Annotated in this window: 18 protein-coding genes; 17 read left to right on the top strand and 1 reads right to left on the bottom strand. The window is 71.1% G+C overall.

The genetic code is table 11. The features are described 5' to 3' along the window. The first annotated feature begins 195 nt into the window (after nt 1-195). The 6 genes from arc to prcA all read left to right on the top strand — a co-directional run bounded on the left by arc (nt 196) and on the right by prcA (nt 6,123). On the top strand, nt 196-1,962 hold the full coding sequence (gene arc, locus C593_RS0119565) for a proteasome ATPase (protein WP_018848999.1): 1,767 nt from the start codon (nt 196-198) through the stop codon (nt 1,960-1,962). A gap of 284 nt (nt 1,963-2,246) precedes the next feature. After that, a complete protein-coding gene (dop, locus tag C593_RS0119560; RefSeq protein ID WP_199790064.1) occupies nt 2,247-3,758 on the top strand; it encodes a depupylase/deamidase Dop in 1,512 nt (503 codons plus the stop codon). A gap of 161 nt (nt 3,759-3,919) precedes the next feature. After that, nucleotides 3,920-4,138 (top strand): ubiquitin-like protein Pup, encoded by a 219-nt coding sequence (locus tag C593_RS0119555; RefSeq protein ID WP_018848997.1) that lies wholly within the window; start codon nt 3,920-3,922, stop codon nt 4,136-4,138. Between the two features lie 25 nt (nt 4,139-4,163). Beyond that, nucleotides 4,164-4,433, top strand: a complete 270-nt coding sequence (locus C593_RS31860) for an endonuclease domain-containing protein (protein WP_486591153.1) — start codon at nt 4,164-4,166, stop codon at nt 4,431-4,433. After that, a complete protein-coding gene (gene prcB / locus C593_RS0119545) occupies nt 4,385-5,230 on the top strand; it encodes a proteasome subunit beta (RefSeq protein ID WP_026277854.1) in 846 nt (281 codons plus the stop codon). Before C593_RS31860 ends, prcB begins: the two co-directional genes overlap by 49 nt. Before the next feature lie 53 nt (nt 5,231-5,283). Continuing rightward, complete coding sequence (gene prcA, locus C593_RS0119540; protein WP_020610356.1) at nt 5,284-6,123, top strand: proteasome subunit alpha; 840 nt, start codon at nt 5,284-5,286, stop codon at nt 6,121-6,123. Nucleotides 6,124-6,211: 88 nt separating this feature from the next. Here the strand turns inward: prcA and C593_RS0119535 are convergent, their stop codons facing one another. Beyond that, nucleotides 6,212-7,255 (bottom strand): LacI family DNA-binding transcriptional regulator, encoded by a 1,044-nt coding sequence (locus C593_RS0119535; RefSeq protein WP_018848994.1) that lies wholly within the window; start codon nt 7,253-7,255, stop codon nt 6,212-6,214. A gap of 193 nt (nt 7,256-7,448) precedes the next feature. Between C593_RS0119535 and C593_RS0119530 the strand changes: the two genes are divergently transcribed. From C593_RS0119530 to C593_RS0119480, 11 genes are all read left to right on the top strand, one after another. Then, entirely contained in the window at nt 7,449-8,732 is a 1,284-nt protein-coding gene (locus C593_RS0119530) for an MFS transporter (protein WP_018848993.1), read from the top strand. A 9-nt stretch (nt 8,733-8,741) separates the two neighbouring features. Beyond that, nucleotides 8,742-10,103 carry a Pup--protein ligase gene (gene pafA / locus C593_RS0119525; protein ID WP_026277853.1) on the top strand — a complete coding sequence of 454 codons (1,362 nt, stop codon included), beginning with the start codon at nt 8,742-8,744 and terminating at the stop codon, nt 10,101-10,103. Nucleotides 10,104-10,266: 163 nt separating this feature from the next. Beyond that, nucleotides 10,267-11,202: an FKBP-type peptidyl-prolyl cis-trans isomerase gene (locus C593_RS0119520; protein ID WP_018848991.1), complete on the top strand. Its 936-nt coding sequence runs from the start codon at nt 10,267-10,269 to the stop codon at nt 11,200-11,202. Nucleotides 11,203-11,392: 190 nt separating this feature from the next. Beyond that, nucleotides 11,393-11,764 (top strand): FKBP-type peptidyl-prolyl cis-trans isomerase, encoded by a 372-nt coding sequence (locus C593_RS0119515; protein ID WP_018848990.1) that lies wholly within the window; start codon nt 11,393-11,395, stop codon nt 11,762-11,764. A gap of 134 nt (nt 11,765-11,898) precedes the next feature. Continuing rightward, nucleotides 11,899-12,855, top strand: coding sequence for a WYL domain-containing protein (locus tag C593_RS0119510; RefSeq protein ID WP_018848989.1), 957 nt, complete (start codon nt 11,899-11,901; stop codon nt 12,853-12,855). Nucleotides 12,856-12,872: 17 nt separating this feature from the next. Beyond that, nucleotides 12,873-13,841 carry a helix-turn-helix transcriptional regulator gene (locus tag C593_RS0119505; protein WP_018848988.1) on the top strand — a complete coding sequence of 323 codons (969 nt, stop codon included), beginning with the start codon at nt 12,873-12,875 and terminating at the stop codon, nt 13,839-13,841. Nucleotides 13,842-13,869: 28 nt separating this feature from the next. Beyond that, entirely contained in the window at nt 13,870-14,157 is a 288-nt protein-coding gene (locus C593_RS0119500; protein WP_020610355.1) for a hypothetical protein, read from the top strand. Nucleotides 14,158-14,283: 126 nt separating this feature from the next. Further along, on the top strand, nt 14,284-14,481 hold the full coding sequence (locus C593_RS0119495) for a hypothetical protein (RefSeq protein ID WP_018848986.1): 198 nt from the start codon (nt 14,284-14,286) through the stop codon (nt 14,479-14,481). Between the two features lie 238 nt (nt 14,482-14,719). After that, nucleotides 14,720-15,019, top strand: a complete 300-nt coding sequence (gene tatA, locus C593_RS0119490; protein WP_018848985.1) for a Sec-independent protein translocase subunit TatA — start codon at nt 14,720-14,722, stop codon at nt 15,017-15,019. Nucleotides 15,020-15,120: 101 nt separating this feature from the next. Then, on the top strand, nt 15,121-16,014 hold the full coding sequence (gene tatC / locus C593_RS0119485; protein WP_037746429.1) for a twin-arginine translocase subunit TatC: 894 nt from the start codon (nt 15,121-15,123) through the stop codon (nt 16,012-16,014). 163 nt (nt 16,015-16,177) lie between these two features. Next, nucleotides 16,178-19,006 (top strand): DEAD/DEAH box helicase, encoded by a 2,829-nt coding sequence (locus tag C593_RS0119480; RefSeq protein WP_018848983.1) that lies wholly within the window; start codon nt 16,178-16,180, stop codon nt 19,004-19,006. Nucleotides 19,007-19,016: the final 10 nt, after the last annotated feature.

Genomic DNA, 19,016 nt, shown 5'->3' with positions numbered 1-19,016 from the left:
ACGCTTCGACGATACAACCGACCGCTTTCGGATGTTGCCGGGTGGGTATCTCCTGGGTATTCCCTGGGCACGAGGGAGAGCGCAAGGGTGAAGATCGGACACACCCCTTCCGTCTTTGTGATCTAGGGGTTTCAATCACCACCCACACAGGTAGGGTCAGGAAGCGTCCAGCTCCCCTTGGAGGAGGTGAGGACCGTGGCAGCCCACGACGACGACATCAACCGCGGCATCCGGCCGGGGCGAGGGTCTGAGGACCCCGCCGGCCAGGTTGCCTATCTCGAGCAGGAAATCGCCGTCCTGCGCCGCAAGCTCGCCGACTCTCCGCGCCACACGAGGATTCTCGAAGAGCGGATCGTCGAGCTGCAGACCAACCTGGCCGGCGTGTCCGCGCAGAACGAGCGGCTCGCCAACACACTCCGTGAGGCCCGCGACCAGATCGTGGCCCTCAAGGAGGAGGTCGACCGGCTCGCACAGCCCCCCGCGGGCTTCGGAGTGTTCCTCCAGGCCAACGAGGACGGCACCTGCGACATCTTCACCGGGGGCCGCAAGCTCCGGGTGAACGTCAGCCCCAGTGTCGAGCCGGAGGAGCTCCGGCGCGGCCAGGAGGTCATGCTCAACGAAGCGCTCAACGTGGTCGAGGCCATGGAGTTCGAGCGCGCCGGGGACATCGTCACCCTCAAGGAGATCCTGGAGGACGGCGAACGCGCCCTGGTGATCGGGCACACCGACGAGGAACGGGTGGTGCGGCTCGCCGAGCCCCTGCTGGACATCACCATCCGCCCCGGCGACGCCCTGCTGCTCGAACCCCGCTCGGGATACGTCTACGAGGTCGTCCCCAAGAGCGAGGTCGAGGAACTGGTCCTCGAAGAGGTCCCGGACGTCGACTACGACAAGATCGGCGGCCTCGGCGGCCAGATCGAGATGATCCGCGACGCGGTCGAGCTCCCGTACCTCCACCCCGACCTCTTCAGGGAGCACGAACTGCGGCCGCCCAAGGGCATCCTGCTCTACGGCCCGCCCGGCTGCGGCAAGACGCTGATCGCCAAGGCCGTCGCCAACTCCCTTGCCAAGAAGGTCGCCGAGGTCACCGGACAGCCCCAGGGCAAGAGCTACTTCCTCAACATCAAGGGCCCCGAGCTGCTCAACAAGTACGTCGGCGAGACCGAGCGGCACATCCGCCTGGTCTTCCAGCGGGCCCGGGAGAAGGCGAGCGAGGGCACGCCCGTCATCGTCTTCTTCGACGAGATGGAGTCCCTGTTCCGCACCCGCGGCTCCGGTGTCAGCTCCGACGTCGAGAACACGATCGTCCCCCAGCTCCTCGCCGAGATCGACGGCGTCGAGGGCCTGGAGAACGTGATCGTCATCGGCGCCTCCAACCGCGAGGACATGATCGACCCCGCGATCCTGCGCCCCGGCCGGCTCGACGTGAAGATCAAGATCGAGCGTCCGGACGCGGAGGCCGCCAAGGACATCTTCGCCAAGTACCTGACCTCCTCCCTCCCGCTGCACTCCGACGACCTCGGCGAGCACAGCGGGTCCAAGGAGGCCGCCGCGAGCGCCATGATCCAGTCGGTCGTGGAGCAGATGTACGCGGAGTCCGAGGAGAACCGCTTCCTCGAGGTCACCTACGCCAACGGCGACAAGGAAGTCCTCTACTTCAAGGACTTCAACTCCGGCGCGATGATCCAGAACATCGTCGACCGGGCCAAGAAGATGGCCATCAAGCAGTTCCTCGACCACAACCAGAAGGGAATCCGCGTCTCCCACCTCCTCCAGGCCTGCGTGGACGAGTTCAAGGAGAACGAGGACCTCCCCAACACCACCAACCCCGACGACTGGGCCCGCATCTCCGGAAAGAAGGGCGAGCGGATCGTCTTCATCCGCACCCTGGTCACCGGAAAGCAGGGCGCCGACACCGGCCGGTCCATCGACACCGTCGCCAACACCGGCCAGTACCTGTAACCACCCTCGGTGACGCACGGCACACCGGCTGCGGATGCCCGTCCCCTGCCACGGCAGAAGGACTCCCAGCATCCGCAGCCGGTCGCATTCCGGCCAGGTGCGACCCGCGGTCGGCCACACCGGAGCAATGACGCAAACGATCTCCCCACCCACGCAGCGGCGCAATAGGCTCTCCGGTAGCGCCGAGCGGCGCGCGGCGGGGCAGTACACCGCACGCGCACCGGAGAGCAGCGGTATCTGAGCGCCACCCCGGCACGGGGGCGCCGCAGGGCAAGGAGGGCCGCATGACCGTACGGCGAGTAATGGGCATCGAGACGGAGTACGGGATCTCCGTCCCCGGTCACCCGAACGCCAATGCCATGCTCACCTCGTCCCAGATCGTCAACGCGTACGCGGCGGCGATGCACCGGGCGCGCCGCGCCCGCTGGGACTTCGAGGAGGAGAACCCGCTGCGGGACGCCCGGGGCTTCGACCTCGCCCGGGAGGCCGCCGACTCCAGCCAGCTCACCGACGAGGACATCGGCCTCGCCAACGTCATCCTCACCAACGGCGCCCGGCTCTACGTGGACCACGCCCACCCCGAGTACAGCTCCCCCGAGGTCACCAACCCCCGGGACGCCGTCCTGTGGGACAAGGCCGGCGAGCGGATCATGGCGGAGGCCGCCGAGCGGGCGGCCCAGCTGCCCGGCGCCCAGCCCATCCACCTGTACAAGAACAACACCGACAACAAGGGCGCGTCCTACGGCACGCACGAGAACTACCTCATGAAGCGGGAGACCCCCTTCTCGGACATCGTGCGCCATCTGACCCCGTTCTTCGTCTCCCGCCAGGTGGTGACGGGCGCGGGCCGGGTCGGGATCGGGCAGGACGGCCGGGAGCACGGCTTCCAGATCAGCCAGCGGGCGGACTACTTCGAGGTCGAGGTCGGCCTGGAGACCACCCTCAAGCGCCCCATCATCAACACCCGGGACGAGCCGCACTCCGACGCCGAGAAGTACCGCCGGCTGCATGTGATCATCGGCGACGCCAACCTCTCCGAGATCTCGACCTACCTCAAGCTCGGCACCACGGCGCTGGTCCTGTCCATGATCGAGGACGGCTTCATCACCGTCGACCTGGCCGTGGAGCAGCCCGTGCGCACCCTGCACGAGGTCTCCCACGACCCCGGCCTCCAGCACCTGGTCACTCTCCGCAGCGGCCGGATGCTCACCGCGGTCCAGCTCCAGATGGAGTACTTCGAGCTGGCCCGCAAGTACGTCGAGGAGCGCTTCGGGGCGGACGCGGACGAGCAGACCAAGGACGTCCTCACCCGCTGGGAGGACACCCTGAACCGTCTGGAGACCGACCCGATGAGCCTCTCCGGCGAGCTGGACTGGGTCGCCAAGCGGGAGCTCATGGAGGGCTACCGCCGGCGTGACAGCCTGGACTGGGACGCGGCGCGCCTGCACCTGGTGGACCTCCAGTACGCCGACGTACGGCCCGACAAGGGCCTCTACAACCGTCTGGCGGCCCGCGGGAAGATGAAACGCCTGCTGGACGAGGAGGCCGTGGAGCGGGCCGAGAGCAAGCCCCCGGAGGACACCCGGGCCTACTTCCGCGGCCGCTGCCTGGAGCAGTACGCGGACGACGTGGCCGCGGCCTCCTGGGACTCGGTGATCTTCGACCTCCCGGGCCGGGACTCGCTCCAGCGCGTGCCCACCCTGGAGCCGCTGCGCGGCACCAGGGACCACGTCAAGGAGCTCCTGGACCGCTGCCGGACGGCCGAGGACCTGGTGAGGGTCCTCTCCGGCCAGTGACCGGCGGCCCCTCGGAGGGCTGAAAGCACTCCCGTCCGGGAATCATGGAGATGGTCCCCGGACGTTGAGTCAAAGCACGGGGCCGATGTCGGACCCGGCTTGTAGGGTCTGATCTTGACCGAACGAACTCACGTCAGGGCACATAGAGCGGGGTGAGGGACATGGCGACCAAGGACACCGGCGGCGGGCAGCAGAAGGCCACGCGTTCCACGGAGGAGGTCGAGGAGCAGGCGCAGGACGCGCAGGCCGCGGAAGACCTCAAGGAGCGCCAGGAGAAGCTGAGCGACGACGTCGACTCGGTACTGGACGAGATCGACGACGTCCTGGAGGAGAACGCCGAGGACTTCGTGCGTTCCTTCGTGCAGAAGGGCGGCCAGTAGGTCGATTCGCCTTCGATCCGAAGGCGTGTGGAGGGTTGTGGTGGGCGGTGCGCGGCCCGGTTCCGGCCGGGTCGCGTGGCGTCCGCACATCCGTTCCGTTGGTCGGGCCGTTCATGTGGATCACCGCCGGAACGCGGGTAGGGTCCGTGGCACAGTCTGCTTCAACTGCAATTCGGCCACCGGCATGTTGGGGGGATCCACCCCCTTCACCCTGCGTCGGGCCGTCGCACACCTGGAGGGAAACGCGTGGAAGCCAACACTCGTAGCACCGGGCGTCTACCCGCTGCCTTCCTGACGCCGGGCTCGTCGTCCTTCATGGACTTCCTCGGGCACCACTCGCCCGAACTGCTTCCCGGGAACCGCGTCCTGCCGCCCCTCCAGGGGGCGATCGAGGCGCCGCACGGCACGACGATCGTGGCCGTGACCTTCCCCGGAGGCGTGGTGCTCGCCGGTGACCGGCGGGCCACCATGGGGAACATGATCGCCCAGCGGGACATCGAGAAGGTGTTCCCGGCCGACGAGTACTCGGCGGTGGGCATCGCGGGTACGGCGGGGCTCGCGGTGGAGATGGTGAAGCTGTTCCAGCTGGAGCTGGAGCACTTCGAGAAGGTCGAGGGCGCACAGCTCTCCCTGGAGGGCAAGGCGAACCGCCTGTCCACGATGATCCGCAGCAACCTGGGCATGGCCATGCAGGGCCTGGCCGTGGTGCCGCTCTTCGCCGGGTACGACCTCGACCGGGAACGCGGCCGGATCTTCTCGTACGACGTGACGGGCGGCCGTTCCGAGGAGCACGGGTACGCGGCGACGGGATCGGGTTCGATCTTCGCCCGCGGCGCCATGAAGAAGCTCTTCCGGGACGACCTGACCGAGCAGGAGGCGACCACGCTGGTCGTGCAGGCGCTGTATGACGCCGCGGACGACGACTCCGCGACGGGCGGCCCGGACGTGGCGCGGCGGATCTATCCGATCGTGACCGTGATCTCGGACGAGGGCTTCCGCCGGCTGTCGGAGGAGGAGACCTCGGGGATCGCGCGCGCGATCCTGGACGGCCGCCTCGCCCAGCCCGACGGCCCGCGCGCCGCGCTGCTCTGATGTTTTCGCCTTCTCCGAGAGAGCCTTCTCCGACAGAAAGGGACGGATAGCCGGTGTCGACGCCGTTCTATGTCTCGCCTCAGCAGGCGATGGCCGACCGGGCGGAATACGCCCGGAAGGGGATCGCCCGTGGTCGCAGCCTGGTGGTGCTGCAGTACGCCGACGGCATTGTGTTCGTCGGTGAGAACCCGTCCCGTGCCCTGCACAAGTTCAGTGAGATCTACGACCGGATCGGCTTCGCCGCGGCCGGCAAGTACAACGAGTACGAGAATCTGCGGATCGGCGGGGTGCGCTACGCGGATCTGCGCGGATACACCTACGACCGCGACGATGTGACGGCCCGTGGCCTGGCCAACGTGTACGCGCAGACGCTGGGCACCATCTTCTCCAGCGCGGGGGAGAAGCCCTACGAGGTCGAACTGGTCGTCGCCGAGGTGGGCGACTCCCCGGAGGGCGATCAGATCTACCGTCTCCCGCACGACGGCTCGATCGTGGACGAGCACGGCTCGGTCGCGGTCGGCGGCAACGCCGAGCAGATCAGCGGCTATCTCGACCAGCGGCACCGTGACGGGATGTCGCTGGCGGAGGCCCTGAAGCTCGCGGTGCAGGCGCTGTCCAGCCAGGCCAACGGCAATGACCGGGAGATCCCGGCGGATCGGCTGGAGGTGGCGGTCCTGGACCGCACACGGCCCCAGCAGCGGAAGTTCAAGCGGATCGTGGGCCGGCAGCTCTCCCGGCTGCTGGAGGCCGAGGAGGCGGCGACGACGCCGACGGACGCCCCGTCGGACGAGGCCGATTCCACGGATTCGACGGGCTCCACGGGCTCCACGGGCTCCACGGGCTCCACGGGCTCCACGGGCTCCACGGGCTCCAGGGATTCCTCGCCGGAGTAGCCGTACGGCAAGGCCGAACGGTGCCCCGGGCCGCCGCACACGGTGGCTCGGGGCACCGCTGTGTCCGGGCCCGGGCCGGGCTCCGGGCTCAGGCGGCGGCTGGGGGAGCGGTGGAGCCGCGGGGGACGAGTTCGACGGGGAGGTCGCCAGGGGCGGGCCGGCGGCCGTCGAGGACGGCGAGCAGGGCGCTCATGCCCCGCTCGCCGATCCGTTCCGCGGGCAGGCGGACGGTGGTCAGCTCGGGTTCCAGCGCGGTGGCCAGGGCGAGGTCGTCGAAGCCGGTGACGGAGAGGTCCCCGGGCACGCGCAGGCCGTGGCGGCGGGCCGCCTTGCAGGCACCGGCGGCCAGGATGTCGTCGTCGCAGACCAGCGCGGTGGGCCGGGGGCCCGGGGCGGTGAGAGCCGTCTCGGCGGCCCGGCGCGCGGAGTCGACGTCCAGGGCGGAGGGGGCGGTGGTCAGCTCGGCACCCGGGGCGGTGGCGAGCGCGTCGCGCAGGGCGCGGGCGCGGACGTCGAAGGTCCAGGAGGGCACGGCGGAGGCGAGGTGCAGGATGCGGCGGTGGCCGAGCCCTAGGAGGTGGGCGGCGATCTGCCGCATGCCGTCGGCGACGTCGAGGTTGACGTGGGCGGCGGCGTCGGTGCCCGCGGGGTCGCTGTCGAGCATCACCAGCGGGAGGTCGGTGCCGCGGATGGCGCGCAGGGCCTCGGCGGCCATGGAGGAGGCGATGACCCCGTCCAGGGCGGCCCGGGCGGAGGCGAAGGGGTCCCGTGCCGGGCCGATGCCCTCGGGGGAGGGGTAGAGCACCACGCCGAAGCCGTGGCGGGCGGCGAGGGCGGCCGCGCCGGTGTAGACGCGGGCGAAGTACTCGTTGGTGAGCGCGGGCACCACCAGGAGGGCGGTGCGGGTGTGCCCGAGGCGGAGGTTGCGGGCCGCGAGGTTGGGGCGGTAGCCGAGGTCGCGCGCGGTGTCGCGGACGAGGGCGGCGGTGCGTTCGGAGACCCGGCCGCGCCATTTGTCGCCGAGCACCAGGGAGACGGTGGCCTGGGAGACCCCGGCGGCCCGGGCGACGTCCTTGCTGGTGGGCCGGGCGGCCGCGGCCGGCGGGGACGGGCGTCCGGTGGGGTGTGCCATGGGTGCCCGTCCTCGGCCGCGCGGCGGGGTGGCCCGTCCGGGGCGGCGGCTCGGTGGACCCGCGGACTGAGGTCATGGTACGTATGAGGGAACACGTTATACGTAAAACTTCGAGTGATCCGAGATCGTTTCCGGGTGCGTGCGAGCGTTCCCGGGCCGGTGTCCGGCGGATCCGAGGGAGAGGGGCGGCCCCATGGCGGCCGGATACGCGGACATCCTCAAGGCGCCGCACGCGGCCCGCCTGCTGGCGGGCACCCTGGTGGGCCGGCTGCCCAACGCGACCGCGCACATCGCGATCGTCCTGTTCACCCGTGCCGAGGGCGGCAGCTACACCCTGGCCGGCGCGCTCGCCGCGGTGTACGGCCTGGCCACCGCCGTCGGCCAGCCCCTCCTCGGGCGGGCGGTCGACCTCTACGGCCAGCCGCGGGTGCAGCTGCCCGCCGCCGTGGTCTCCGCGGCCGGCATGGCACTGCTCGCCGCCGCGGGCACCGGCTCACTGCCCGTCGCCTATCTGGCCGTCACGGTCGCGGGCCTGTTCACGCCCCCGCTGGAAGGCGGGCTGCGGGCCCTGTGGCCGAGCGTCCTGGGGCGGGAGGACCGGGTGCACCGGGCGTACGCGATGGACGCCGTGGCGCAGGAGATCATGTTCACCCTCGGCCCGCTGCTGGTCACGCTGCTCGTCGCGATCTGGTCCCCGGCCGCCGCGCTGCTGGTGATCAACGCCATCGGCGTCGTCGGCGCCCTCTCGGTCGTGCTGTCCGAGCCCTCGCGGGCCTGGCGCTCCGCACCCCGGGAGGCGCACTGGCTGGGCGCGCTGCGCTCCCCGGGCCTGCTGGCCCTGCTGGGCGCGTTCTTCTTCGTCGGCCTGGCCCTGGGCTCCATCACGGTCGCGGGCGTCGCGTACGCCGACGACCAGGGCCGGGAGGCGGTGTACGGCTGGCTGATGGCGGCGCTGGGCCTGGGCGCCCTGATCGGCGGGCTCCTCTACGGCGCCCGCCAGTGGGCGGGGGAGCCGGAGCGCAGGCTGCGGATCATCACCGCCCTGCTGGCCCTCGGCTACCTCCCGCTGGTGTTCACCCCGGGGGTCGCGGCGATGACCGCCCTGTCCGCCCTCGCGGGCGTGTTCCTGGCCCCGGCCATCGCCTGCGCCTTCATCGTCGTCGACCGGCACGCGCCGCGAGGCACCGTCACGGAGGCCTTCTCCTGGCTGGTGACCACCTTCGGTGTGGGCGCCGCCGCGGGCACGGCGGTGGCCGGTCCCGCGGTGGAGATCGGCGGCACGGCGTGGAGCTTCGCGGTCGCGGGCGCAGGCGGGTTCGCCGCCCTGCTGGTGCTGACGGCCACTCAGAAAGTGCTCGCGGCTCCCGTGCGCACCGGCGCCCCGACGGGCCCGGAGACCCGGCCGGGAGCGGGCACTTCGGAAAATGATCGAAACGGGGCCGCTCAACCCGGTTTCAGCTCAGGCCGCGAGGCGTAATGTTCAGACATGGACCGCCGCATTTTCGGGCTGGAGAACGAGTACGGCGTCACGTGCACGTTCAGGGGACAGCGCCGACTGTCACCTGACGAAGTGGCGCGCTACCTTTTCCGCCGTGTCGTGTCATGGGGCCGCAGCAGCAATGTGTTCCTGCGGAACGGCGCCCGCCTGTACCTCGACGTGGGTTCGCATCCGGAATACGCCACACCGGAATGCGACAACGTGACCGAACTGGTCACCCACGACAAGGCCGGCGAGCGCATTCTCGAGGGCCTGCTCGTCGACGCCGAACGCCGCCTGCACGAGGAGGGGATCGCGGGCGACGTCTATCTCTTCAAGAACAACACCGACTCGGCGGGAAACTCCTACGGCTGCCACGAGAACTATCTCGTCGCACGGCACGGCGAGTTCTCCCGGCTGGCCGACATCCTGATTCCCTTCCTGGTCACCCGGCAGCTCATCTGCGGCGCCGGCAAGGTGCTCCAGACGCCCCGCGGCGCGGTCTACTGCGTCAGCCAGCGCGCCGAGCACATCTGGGAGGGCGTCAGCTCCGCCACCACCCGCTCGCGGCCGATCATCAACACCCGCGACGAGCCGCACGCCGACGCCGAGCGCTACCGCCGCCTCCACGTCATCGTCGGCGACTCCAACATGTCCGAGACGACCATGCTGCTCAAGGTCGGCGCCACCGACCTGGTGCTGCGCATGATCGAGGCGGGCACCGTGATGCGCGACCTCACCCTGGAGAACCCGATCCGGGCCATCCGCGAGGTCAGTCACGACATCACCGGCCAGCGCAAGGTGCGCCTCGCCTCCGGCCGTGAGGCGTCCGCCCTGGAGGTCCAGCGCGAGTACTACGAGAAGGCCGTCGACTTCGTGGACCGCCGGGGCATCCGCACCGGCACCGTCGCCCAGGTCCTGGAGCTGTGGGGCCGCACCCTGGACGCGATCGAGGCCGAGGACCTGGACCGCATCGGCACCGAGATCGACTGGGTCATGAAGTACAAGCTCCTGGAGCGGTACCGGGCCAAGCACAACATGACCATGTCGCACCCGAGGGTCGCGCAGATAGACCTCGCCTACCACGACATCCACCGCCGGCGCGGGCTCTACTACCTCCTGGAGCGCAAGGGCCAGGCCGCCCGCATCTGCAACGACCTGAAGATCTTCGAGGGCAAGTCCGTGCCCCCGCAGACCACCCGTGCCCGGCTGCGCGGCGACTTCATCCGGCGGGCGCAGGAGCAGCGCCGGGACTTCACCGTCGACTGGGTGCACCTCAAGCTCAACGACCAGGCGCAGCGCACGGTGCTCTGCAAGGACCCCTTCCGATCGGTCGACGACCGGGTCGAGAAGCTGATCGCCGGAATGTGATCGCGGGGGTGCGGTGGCCGGCCGCACCTCCCGGCAGGGTCGTCCAGCACACAGGACCGGAACGTCACCCGGGCCCCGTACGTTTCTCGTACGGGGCCCGGGTGACGCCCTAGAGTGTCCCGGACCGATTGACCGACCGTGCCGTCTGAGATCTGAGGAACACGTGCGCCGACTTGCCGGCCTTCTCGTCGTCCCGCTGCTGCTGTCGGCAGTGGCGTGCGGCAGCGAAAACAAGGACTCCGATTCCGCCTCGTCCACGAACGGGCTGCCCGCCATCACCAAGGGCGAGAAGTTCGGCGAGAAGCCCACGCTCGCCAAGGGCGAGGGCGAGCCGCCGAAGGAGCTGAAGAGCGAGGTCGTGAGCGAGGGCGACGGCGCCACGACCAAGAAGGGCGACCAGATCCAGGTCAACTACCTGGGCCAGACCTGGGACTCCGACCAGCCGTTCGACAACAGCTTCGACCGCGGCCAGCCCTTCGATCTCACGCTGGGCGCCGGACAGGTCATCAAGGGCTGGGACCAGGGCCTGGAGGGCAAGAAGGTCGGCAGCCGCGTCGAGCTGTCCATCCCGCCGAACCTCGCCTACGGGGACCAGGGCCAGGGGCAGATCAAGCCGAACTCCACGCTGGTCTTCGTCGTCGACATCCTGAAGTCGACCGCGGTGCCCAAGGTCGCCAAGGGCACCGAGGTCGCGCAGGACAACATCGACCTGCCCAAGGTCGGCACCAACACCGACGGCAAGGCCCCGTCGATCACCGTCCCCAAGAAGGACGCGCCCACCAAGCTCGTGTCGAACTACATCATCGAGGGCGACGGCGCCGCGGTGAAGAAGACCGACACCCTCGCCGTCGCCTACAAGGGCGTCCTGTGGAAGGACGGCAAGGAGTTCGACAGCAGCTACGCCCGCGGCGGCGCGCCGGTCAGCTTCCCGCTCGCCCAGGTCATCCCGGGCTGGCAGGAGGGCCTGGAGGGCAAGAAGGTCGGCAGCCGGGTGCTGCTGGTCATCCCGCCGGACAAGGGCTACGGCGACCAGGAGCAGCAGGGCATCCCGCCGAAGTCGACGCTCGTCTTCTCGGTGGACATCCTCTCCGCGTCCTAGGGAACACCCGGCCGGAGCCCGGGCGTCCGCCGCGCCGCCGTCCCGGGCGTCCGCCGCACCGGCGTCCCGGGCGTCCGCCGCACCGGCGGCCCGGAGATCGCCGCCCGGCCCCGGCGTCCGCGCCCCACCTGCGCGTTCTGCGAGAATGACCCGGCCCGCTCGACACGAGAGACACAAGGAGCACCATTCCGTGAGCATCGAGAAGCCCGAGATCGACTTCCCGGGCGGCGAGCCGCCGGCCGACCTGGAGATCAAGGAGATCTGGGAGGGCGACGGCCCCGAGGCCAAGGCGGGCGACACCGTCCAGGTCCACTACGTGGGCGTGGCCTTCTCCACCGGTGAGGAGTTCGACGCCTCCTGGAACCGCGGCACCCCGCTGCGCTTCCAGCTCGGCGCCGGCCAGGTCATCCAGGGCTGGGACAAGGGCATCCAGGGCATGAAGGTCGGCGGCCGCCGCCAGCTGACCATCCCGGCCCGCCTCGCCTACGGCGACCGCGGCGCCGGCAGCGCCATCGCCCCCGGCGAGACGCTGATCTTCGTCTGCGACCTGGTCGCCGTCTGAGAAACACCCCGTGCGCGGCCGCGCACGGTGACGAGGGCCCACGCCGTCCGGCGTGGGCCCTCGCTTTTGTCCGGACACCCCGGGGCGGTACGGTCGACGCTCACAGGGACGACACGAAGAGGTGAAGGGCGTCGATGGCCATCGCCAAGGCCGAGCGGCTGATGAACCTGGCACTGTGCCTGCTCGGCACCCGGCGCCCGCTCAGCAAGCGTGAACTGCGCGGGTCCATCGAGGCGTATCTGGAAGCGTCCACGGACGACTCCTTCAACCGCATGTTCGAGCGGGACAAGGACGATCTCCGTGAACTGGGCCTGGTCATCGAGACCGTGGAGGCCCTGGACGGTGAAATCGGCTACCTGGCACGCCGCGACAGCAACCGGCTCCCGCCGATCACCCTGGACGCCGAGGAGGCCGCCGCCCTGGGGCTGGCCGCCAGGGTCTGGCAGCAGGCCCGCCTCGCCGGCGCCGCCAGCGGAGCCCTGCAGAAGCTGCGCGCCGCCGGGATGCCCGAGGCGGACGACGCCTTCGAGGACCGGCCCGGCGCCCTGGAGCCCCGTATCCCCGTCCACGAGGCCGCGTTCGAGCCCCTGATGCTCGCCTGCCGCGACCGCCGGCCCGTCGTCTTCGACTACCGCAAGGCCAACGCGGCCCAGCCCGAGCAGCGCCATGTCGAGCCGTGGGCGCTGGAATGCTGGCGCGGCCACTGGTACCTCGCCGGCTACGACCGCGACCGCGGCGCCGAACGCGTCTTCCGGCTCTCCCGGATCGCCGGCCGTGTCAGGGCCCGTACCGGCGCCTTCACCGTGCCCGTCCCCGACGTGGTCACCGTCCGGGAGACCGTCGCCGAGTGGGCGGGCGAGACCGCGACCCGCACCGCCCTCATCCGGCTGCGCGCCGGCAGCGGCTACCCGCTGCGCGCCCGGGCCGTCGGCGTTCGGGAACTCGGGGACGGGTGGGACGAGTTGGAGATTCCGTACGGACACGGTCTGGACGCCTGGCTCGTCGAGCTGGGCCCGGACGTCGTCGTGCTGGAGCCCGCCGATCTGCGGGCCGACGTGGTCGACCGGCTGCGCGCCGTGGCCAAGGGCTGAGAGGGAGTCGTACGACCGTGGCCGCGAACGCCATCGACCAGACCCGGCGGATGCTGTCGCTGGTGACCTATCTGCGCGAGCGCCCCGGCGCCCGGATCGCGGACGTCGCCCGCGCCTTCGGCATCACCGAGGACGAACTCATCTCCGACCTCGATGTGCTGCCCATGTGCGGCACCAGCTTCCGCGGTGGCGATCTGCTCGACATCGACACCGACGGCGAGCGGATCTGGTGGCGCAACCCCGACGCCTCGGGGGAGTCCACCGCAGAGCCGCTGCGCCTCGCCGCCGACGAGGCCACCGCCCTGCTCGTCGCCGCCCGCGCCGTCGCCACCCTGCCCGGGCTGCGCGAGGGCGACCGGGACGCGCTGCTGCGCGCCACCGCCAAGATCGAGGGGGCGGCCGGCGAGGCGGCGGGCGCGAGTTCCCGGCTGTCGGTGACCTTCGAGGCCGAGGGCGGGGTCTTCGCCGAGGTGGACCGCGCGATCTCGGAGCGGCGGCGGCTGTGGCTGCGCTACTACTCGCCCGCACGCGACGAGCTCACCGAGCGGGAGGTCGACCCGATCCGGCTCTTCGCCGTCGGCCACACCTATATGGAGGCGTGGTGCCGGCAGTCCGAGGCGCGCCGCACCTTCCGGCTCGACCGGGTCGCGGAGATCCGGCTGCTCGACGCCCCGGCCGCGCCGCCGGAGATCGAACTGCGCGATCTCTCCGAGGGTCTGGTCCAGCCGTCCGCCGACGACCCCGAGGTGGTCGTCGAGGTCGGCCCCGGCGGGCGCTGGGTCGCCGAGTACTACCCCCACGACAGCGCGGAGGAGCTGCCCGACGGCGGTCTGCGCATCACCCTGCGGACCCCGGCGCCCGCCTCGCTGCGCCGGCTCGCCCTCAGACTCGGCCGGGACGGGCGGATCGTGTCCCCGCCCGAGCTGGCCGAGAGCGCGAGGACCGCGGCGCGGGACGCGCTCGCGGCGTACGACGGCCGGGACTGACGGCCGGGATCGAGGAGCTGCACACCGTATGACATCCGCATCCGCATTCCCCTCCGCACCTGCCTCCGTGACCTTCCCGTCGGCCGGGCCGCTCGGGCCCGTGCTCTTCAAGGCGGCCTGCCCCGACTGCCGGGCCCGGTTCGAACTGTCGGCGGGCGCGCTGCGGCTCGCGATCGGCGGGAGCCGGCGGACGACCTTCTACTCGTTCACCTGCCCCGAGTGCGGCACCGCGGTCCGCAAGCCGGCGGGTGAACGGATAGTGGAGCTGCTGACCGGCGGCGGGGTGCGGACGCTGCGGCTGCACTCGGCGGGTTGAGCGACGGGTGCGCGGTGCCGGGGCGGGGCCCGCGCGTACGGGGCGGCGGCCGACGCCTGGCTGGCGCTGAGCGGGACCGGTGCCCGCGCGTACCGGACGGCGGGCCGGACCGTCTAGGCTCGGCGCATGTTCTGGCCCATGCTCGCCGTCGCTCTCGGCTTCCTCGGGATCGCGGTGCTCGGTGTTCTCGGTATCAAGGTCTTCGTCGAGGCCCGCCGCCTCTCCCAGGAGGTCGCCCGCACCGCCCGCCGCATCGACAGAGCCGCCCAGGACCTGGAACGCGCGGCGACGGACCTGGCGCGCACGGGGGAAGCGCTGCGCTGACCTGGGGGAGCGCGGGGTTCGGGGGAGCTTCGGTGCCCTCTCCGCGAGCCGTGCCGGGAGCGGTAGGCTACCGGCGTCGGCCCCGGTGACGGAGCCGCCTGCCGCCGACGGGAGTACGCACGGGGATTGCGAAGCGTTTACCCGTGCGAGTTACGATCGCTGAGTCGTCCCGGACGCTGTCCGCTGCGACGTGCAGCCATGAGCCCCAAGCCGCCTCGGTGAGAAGGTAGAAACAGCTATGTTCCGACAGATCGGGCCCACCGAGATCATCATCATCGCCCTCCTCATCCTCCTCCTCTTCGGGGCCAAGAAGCTGCCCGACATGGCGCGTTCCCTGGGCAAGTCGGCGCGCATCCTCAAGAGCGAGGCCAAGGCGATGAAGTCCGACGGACAGCAGCAGTCCGCCACTCCGGCCGAGCCGCAGGACCCGGCCCAGGGCCAGGCCGCCACGACGCCGCCCCGGACGATCCAGGCCGCGCCGGGCGACGTCTCCAGCGCCCGGCCCGTGACCGAGCCCACTGACACCCCCCAGCGCTGACGACCCAAGGCCGTTCGCCGATGGCCTGCCGCACGAGATGAGGACGTGGGTTGCTCAAGCCTGCCCGCTCGAAGCAGAAGGAGAAGGACCCCGAGGGGCGTATGCCGCTCGCGGACCATCTGCGTGAGCTCCGCAACCGCCTCGCCAAGGCCACGCTGGCGATCGTCATCGCCTCGGTCGCGGCGGTGGCGTACAGCCAGGACCTGATGGACTTCCTTACGTCGCCCGTGCCGGCGTGCGGTCCCGACGGACCGAGGAAAGGCGGCGTCTGCGCCACCATCGTCTACACCGACCTCCTGTCGCCATTCACGACGACGGTCAAGGTCGTCCTGATGGCGGGCATCATCGTCTCCTGCCCGATCTGGCTCTACCAACTGTGGGCGTTCATCGCCCCGGGTCTGCACAAGGGCGAGAAGAAGTACACCTACATCTTCGCGGCTGCGGCCGCGCCGCTGTTCGCCGCCGGTGCGTGGTTCGCCTATCTGATCATGCCGGTGAGCATGCGGGTACTGCTCTCCATCACCCCGGCTCCGGCCGAGAACCTGCTCAGCGTCGACAAGATCCTCGACTTCACCGTCCGTATGGTGCTGGTCTTCGGGTTCTCCTTCGAGCTGCCGCTGCTGCTGATCATGCTCAACCTGACCGGTGTGGTGAGTGGCACGCGCATGCTCGGCTGGTGGCGCGGTGCCGTCATGGGGATCTTCGTGTTCGGCGCGATCGCGACGCCGTCCACCGACCCCCTCGGCATGATCGCGCTTTCCGGGCCGATCATCTTCCTGTACTTCTTCGCCGTCGGGTTCTCCCTCCTCAACGACCGGCGACGGGCCAGGCAGGACCCGGACGCCGGGCTCTCCGACGACGAGGCGTCCGAACTCGACCTCACACCGGCGGCCCTCGGCGGAGTCGATCCCGTCGCCCCGCCGCGGGCGCTCCCCGAGCAGGCGAGCGGCGAGTCCGGCCGGCGCGCGCCCGGCGGGTACGACGACGTCACCTGACGGCACCGGAAGCGTGCACGACGTGAAGGGCCGGGGCGACCCGGCCCTTCTTCGTGCGAGTTCCGGGACCGCCCCGACCACGCAGGCGAGCTGTACCGCTCGCGGCAAGCGGCCCCGTAAAGATCCGCTGAGTGTCCGAGGCGGCGGGTAGGCTCGAAGCAAGATGACCGAGGATCTCTCCCCCGCCGAGCGCTATGCCGCCGCCCGCGTCCGCGCCCGTGAGGAGGCCACCGCGCTGGCCTCCTTCCGCGCGATGTACGAGTTCGGCCTCGACCCCTTCCAGGTCGAGGCGTGCCAGGCCCTGGAGGCCGGCAAGGGCGTGCTGGTCGCGGCGCCGACCGGTTCCGGCAAGACCATCGTGGGCGAGTTCGCCGTCCACCTGGCGCTCGCCCAGGGCCGCAAGTGCTTCTACACCACGCCGATCAAGGCCCTGTCCAACCAGAAGTACGCGGACCTCGTGCGGCGCTACGGCCCCGAGAAGGTCGGCCTGCTCACCGGTGACAACTCCGTCAACTCCGAGGCGCCCGTGGTCGTCATGACCACCGAGGTCCTGCGGAACATGCTGTACGCGGGGTCCTCTTCGCTCACCGGCCTCGGCCATGTCGTCATGGACGAGGTGCACTACCTCTCGGACCGCTTCCGCGGCGCCGTCTGGGAGGAAGTGATCATCCACTTGCCCGAGTCGGTGACGCTGGTGTCGCTCTCCGCGACCGTGTCCAACGCCGAGGAGTTCGGCGACTGGCTGGACACCGTCCGCGGCGACACCCAGGTGATCGTCTCCGAGGAGCGGCCCGTTCCGCTGTGGCAGCACGTCATGGCAGGCCGCCGGATGTACGACCTCTTCGAGGAGAGCACCGACCACGGCGGCCGGGGCCGGACCAGGCGCGAGGTCAACCCGGACCTGGTGCGCCTGGCCCGGATGGAGAACCAGCGCACGTACAACCCGCGCGACCGGCGCCGCGGCAAGATGGTCCGCGAGGCCGACCGGGAGCGCGAGCGCCGTCAGCGCAGCCGCATCTGGACGCCGGGCCGGCCCGAGGTGATCGACCGGCTCGACGCCGAGGGGCTGCTGCCCGCGATCACCTTCATCTTCAGCCGGGCCGGCTGCGAGGCCGCCGTCCAGCAGTGCCTGTACGCCGGGCTCCGCCTCAACGACGAGGACGCGCGCGCCGAGGTGCGCCGGATCGTGGAGGAGCGCACCGCCGCCATCCCCGGCGAGGACCTGCACGTCCTCGGCTACTACGAGTGGCTGGAGGGCCTGGAGCGGGGCATCGCCGCGCACCACGCCGGCATGCTGCCGACCTTCAAGGAGGTCGTGGAGGAGTTGTTCGTCCGCGGCCTGGTGAAGGCCGTGTTCGCCACCGAGACCCTGGCACTGGGCATCAACATGCCCGCGCGGACGGTGGTGTTGGAGAAGCTCGTCAAGTGGAACGGCGAGCAGCACGCCGACATCACACCCGGCGAGTACACCCAGCTCACCGGCCGGGCCGGGCGGCGCGGGATCGACGTCGAGGGCCACGCCGTGGTCCTGTGGCAGCGCGCGATGGACCCGTCCGCGCTGGCCGGGCTCGCGGGCACCCGCACCTACCCGCTGCGCTCCAGCTTCAGGCCCTCGTACAACATGGCCGTCAACCTTGTGCACCAGTTCGGCCGGCACCGCTCCCGGGAGCTGCTGGAGACCTCCTTCGCGCAGTTCCAGGCGGACCGGTCGGTCGTCGGGATCTCCCGCCAGGTCCAGCGGAACGAGGAGGGCCTGGACGGCTACCGGGAGGGCATGACCTGCCACCTCGGCGACTTCGAGGAGTACGCGCGGCTGCGCCGGGAGCTCAAGGACCGGGAGAACGAGCTGGCCAAGCAGGGCGCCGCGCAGCGCCGGGCGGCGGCCGCCGCCTCGCTGGAGAAGCTCCGGCCCGGCGATGTGATCCATGTGCCGACCGGCAAGTTCGCCGGCCTGGCGCTGGTCCTGGACCCGGGGCTCCCGGCCGGCCGGACCAACGGCCACCGCGGCTTCGACCACCACGACGGGCCGCGCCCGCTGGTCCTCACCGCCGAGCGCCAGGTCAAGCGGCTGGCCTCGATGGACTTCCCGGTGCCGGTGGAGGCGCTGGAGCGGATGCGGATCCCCAAGTCGTTCAACGCCCGCTCCCCGCAGTCCCGCCGCGACCTGGCCTCGGCGCTGCGCACCAAGGCCGGGCACATCGTGCCGGACCGGCACCGCCGGGGCCGGTCGTCGGCCGCGGACGACCGCGAGATCAGCCGGCTGCGGACCGCCCTGCGCGCCCACCCGTGCCACGGCTGCGACGAGCGCGAGGACCACGCCCGCTGGGCCGAGCGCTACCACCGGCTCCAGCGCGACACCCGGCAGCTGGAGCGGCGCATCGAGGGCCGCACCAACACCATCGCGCGCACCTTCGACCGGATCGTCGCCCTGCTGACCGAGATGGACTACCTCCGCGGCGACGAGGTCACCGAGCACGGCAAGCGCCTCGCCCGCCTCTACGGCGAACTCGACCTGCTGGCAAGCGAATGCCTGCGCGAGCGCGTCTGGGAGGGCCTCGCCCCCGCCGAACTCGCCGCGTGCGTCTCGGCCCTGGTCTACGAGTCCCGCCAGGCGGACGACGCGGTGGCCCCCAAGGTCCCGGCCGGCGCGGCCAAGACCGCCCTCGGCGAGATGGTCCGCATCTGGGGCCGCCTCGACGCGCTGGAGGAGGACTTCCGGATCAACCAGGCGGAGGGCGTCGGCCAGCGCGAGCCCGACCTCGGCTTCGCCTGGGCCGCGTACCAGTGGGCCGCCGACCGCGGCCTCGACGAGGTCCTGCGCGAGGCGGAGATGCCGGCCGGCGACTTCGTCCGCTGGTCGAAGCAGGTCATCGACGTCCTCGGCCAGATCGCCGCCGCGGCCCCCAGGGAGAACAGCACCGTCGCGAAGAACGCGCGCAAGGCGGTGGACGCGATGCTGCGGGGGGTCGTGGCGTACAGCTCCCTGGGCTGAACGGGAGAAC

Source organism: Streptomyces sp. CNT372, assembly GCF_000377145.1.
This window is presented reverse-complemented; position numbering and strand designations above follow the sequence as displayed.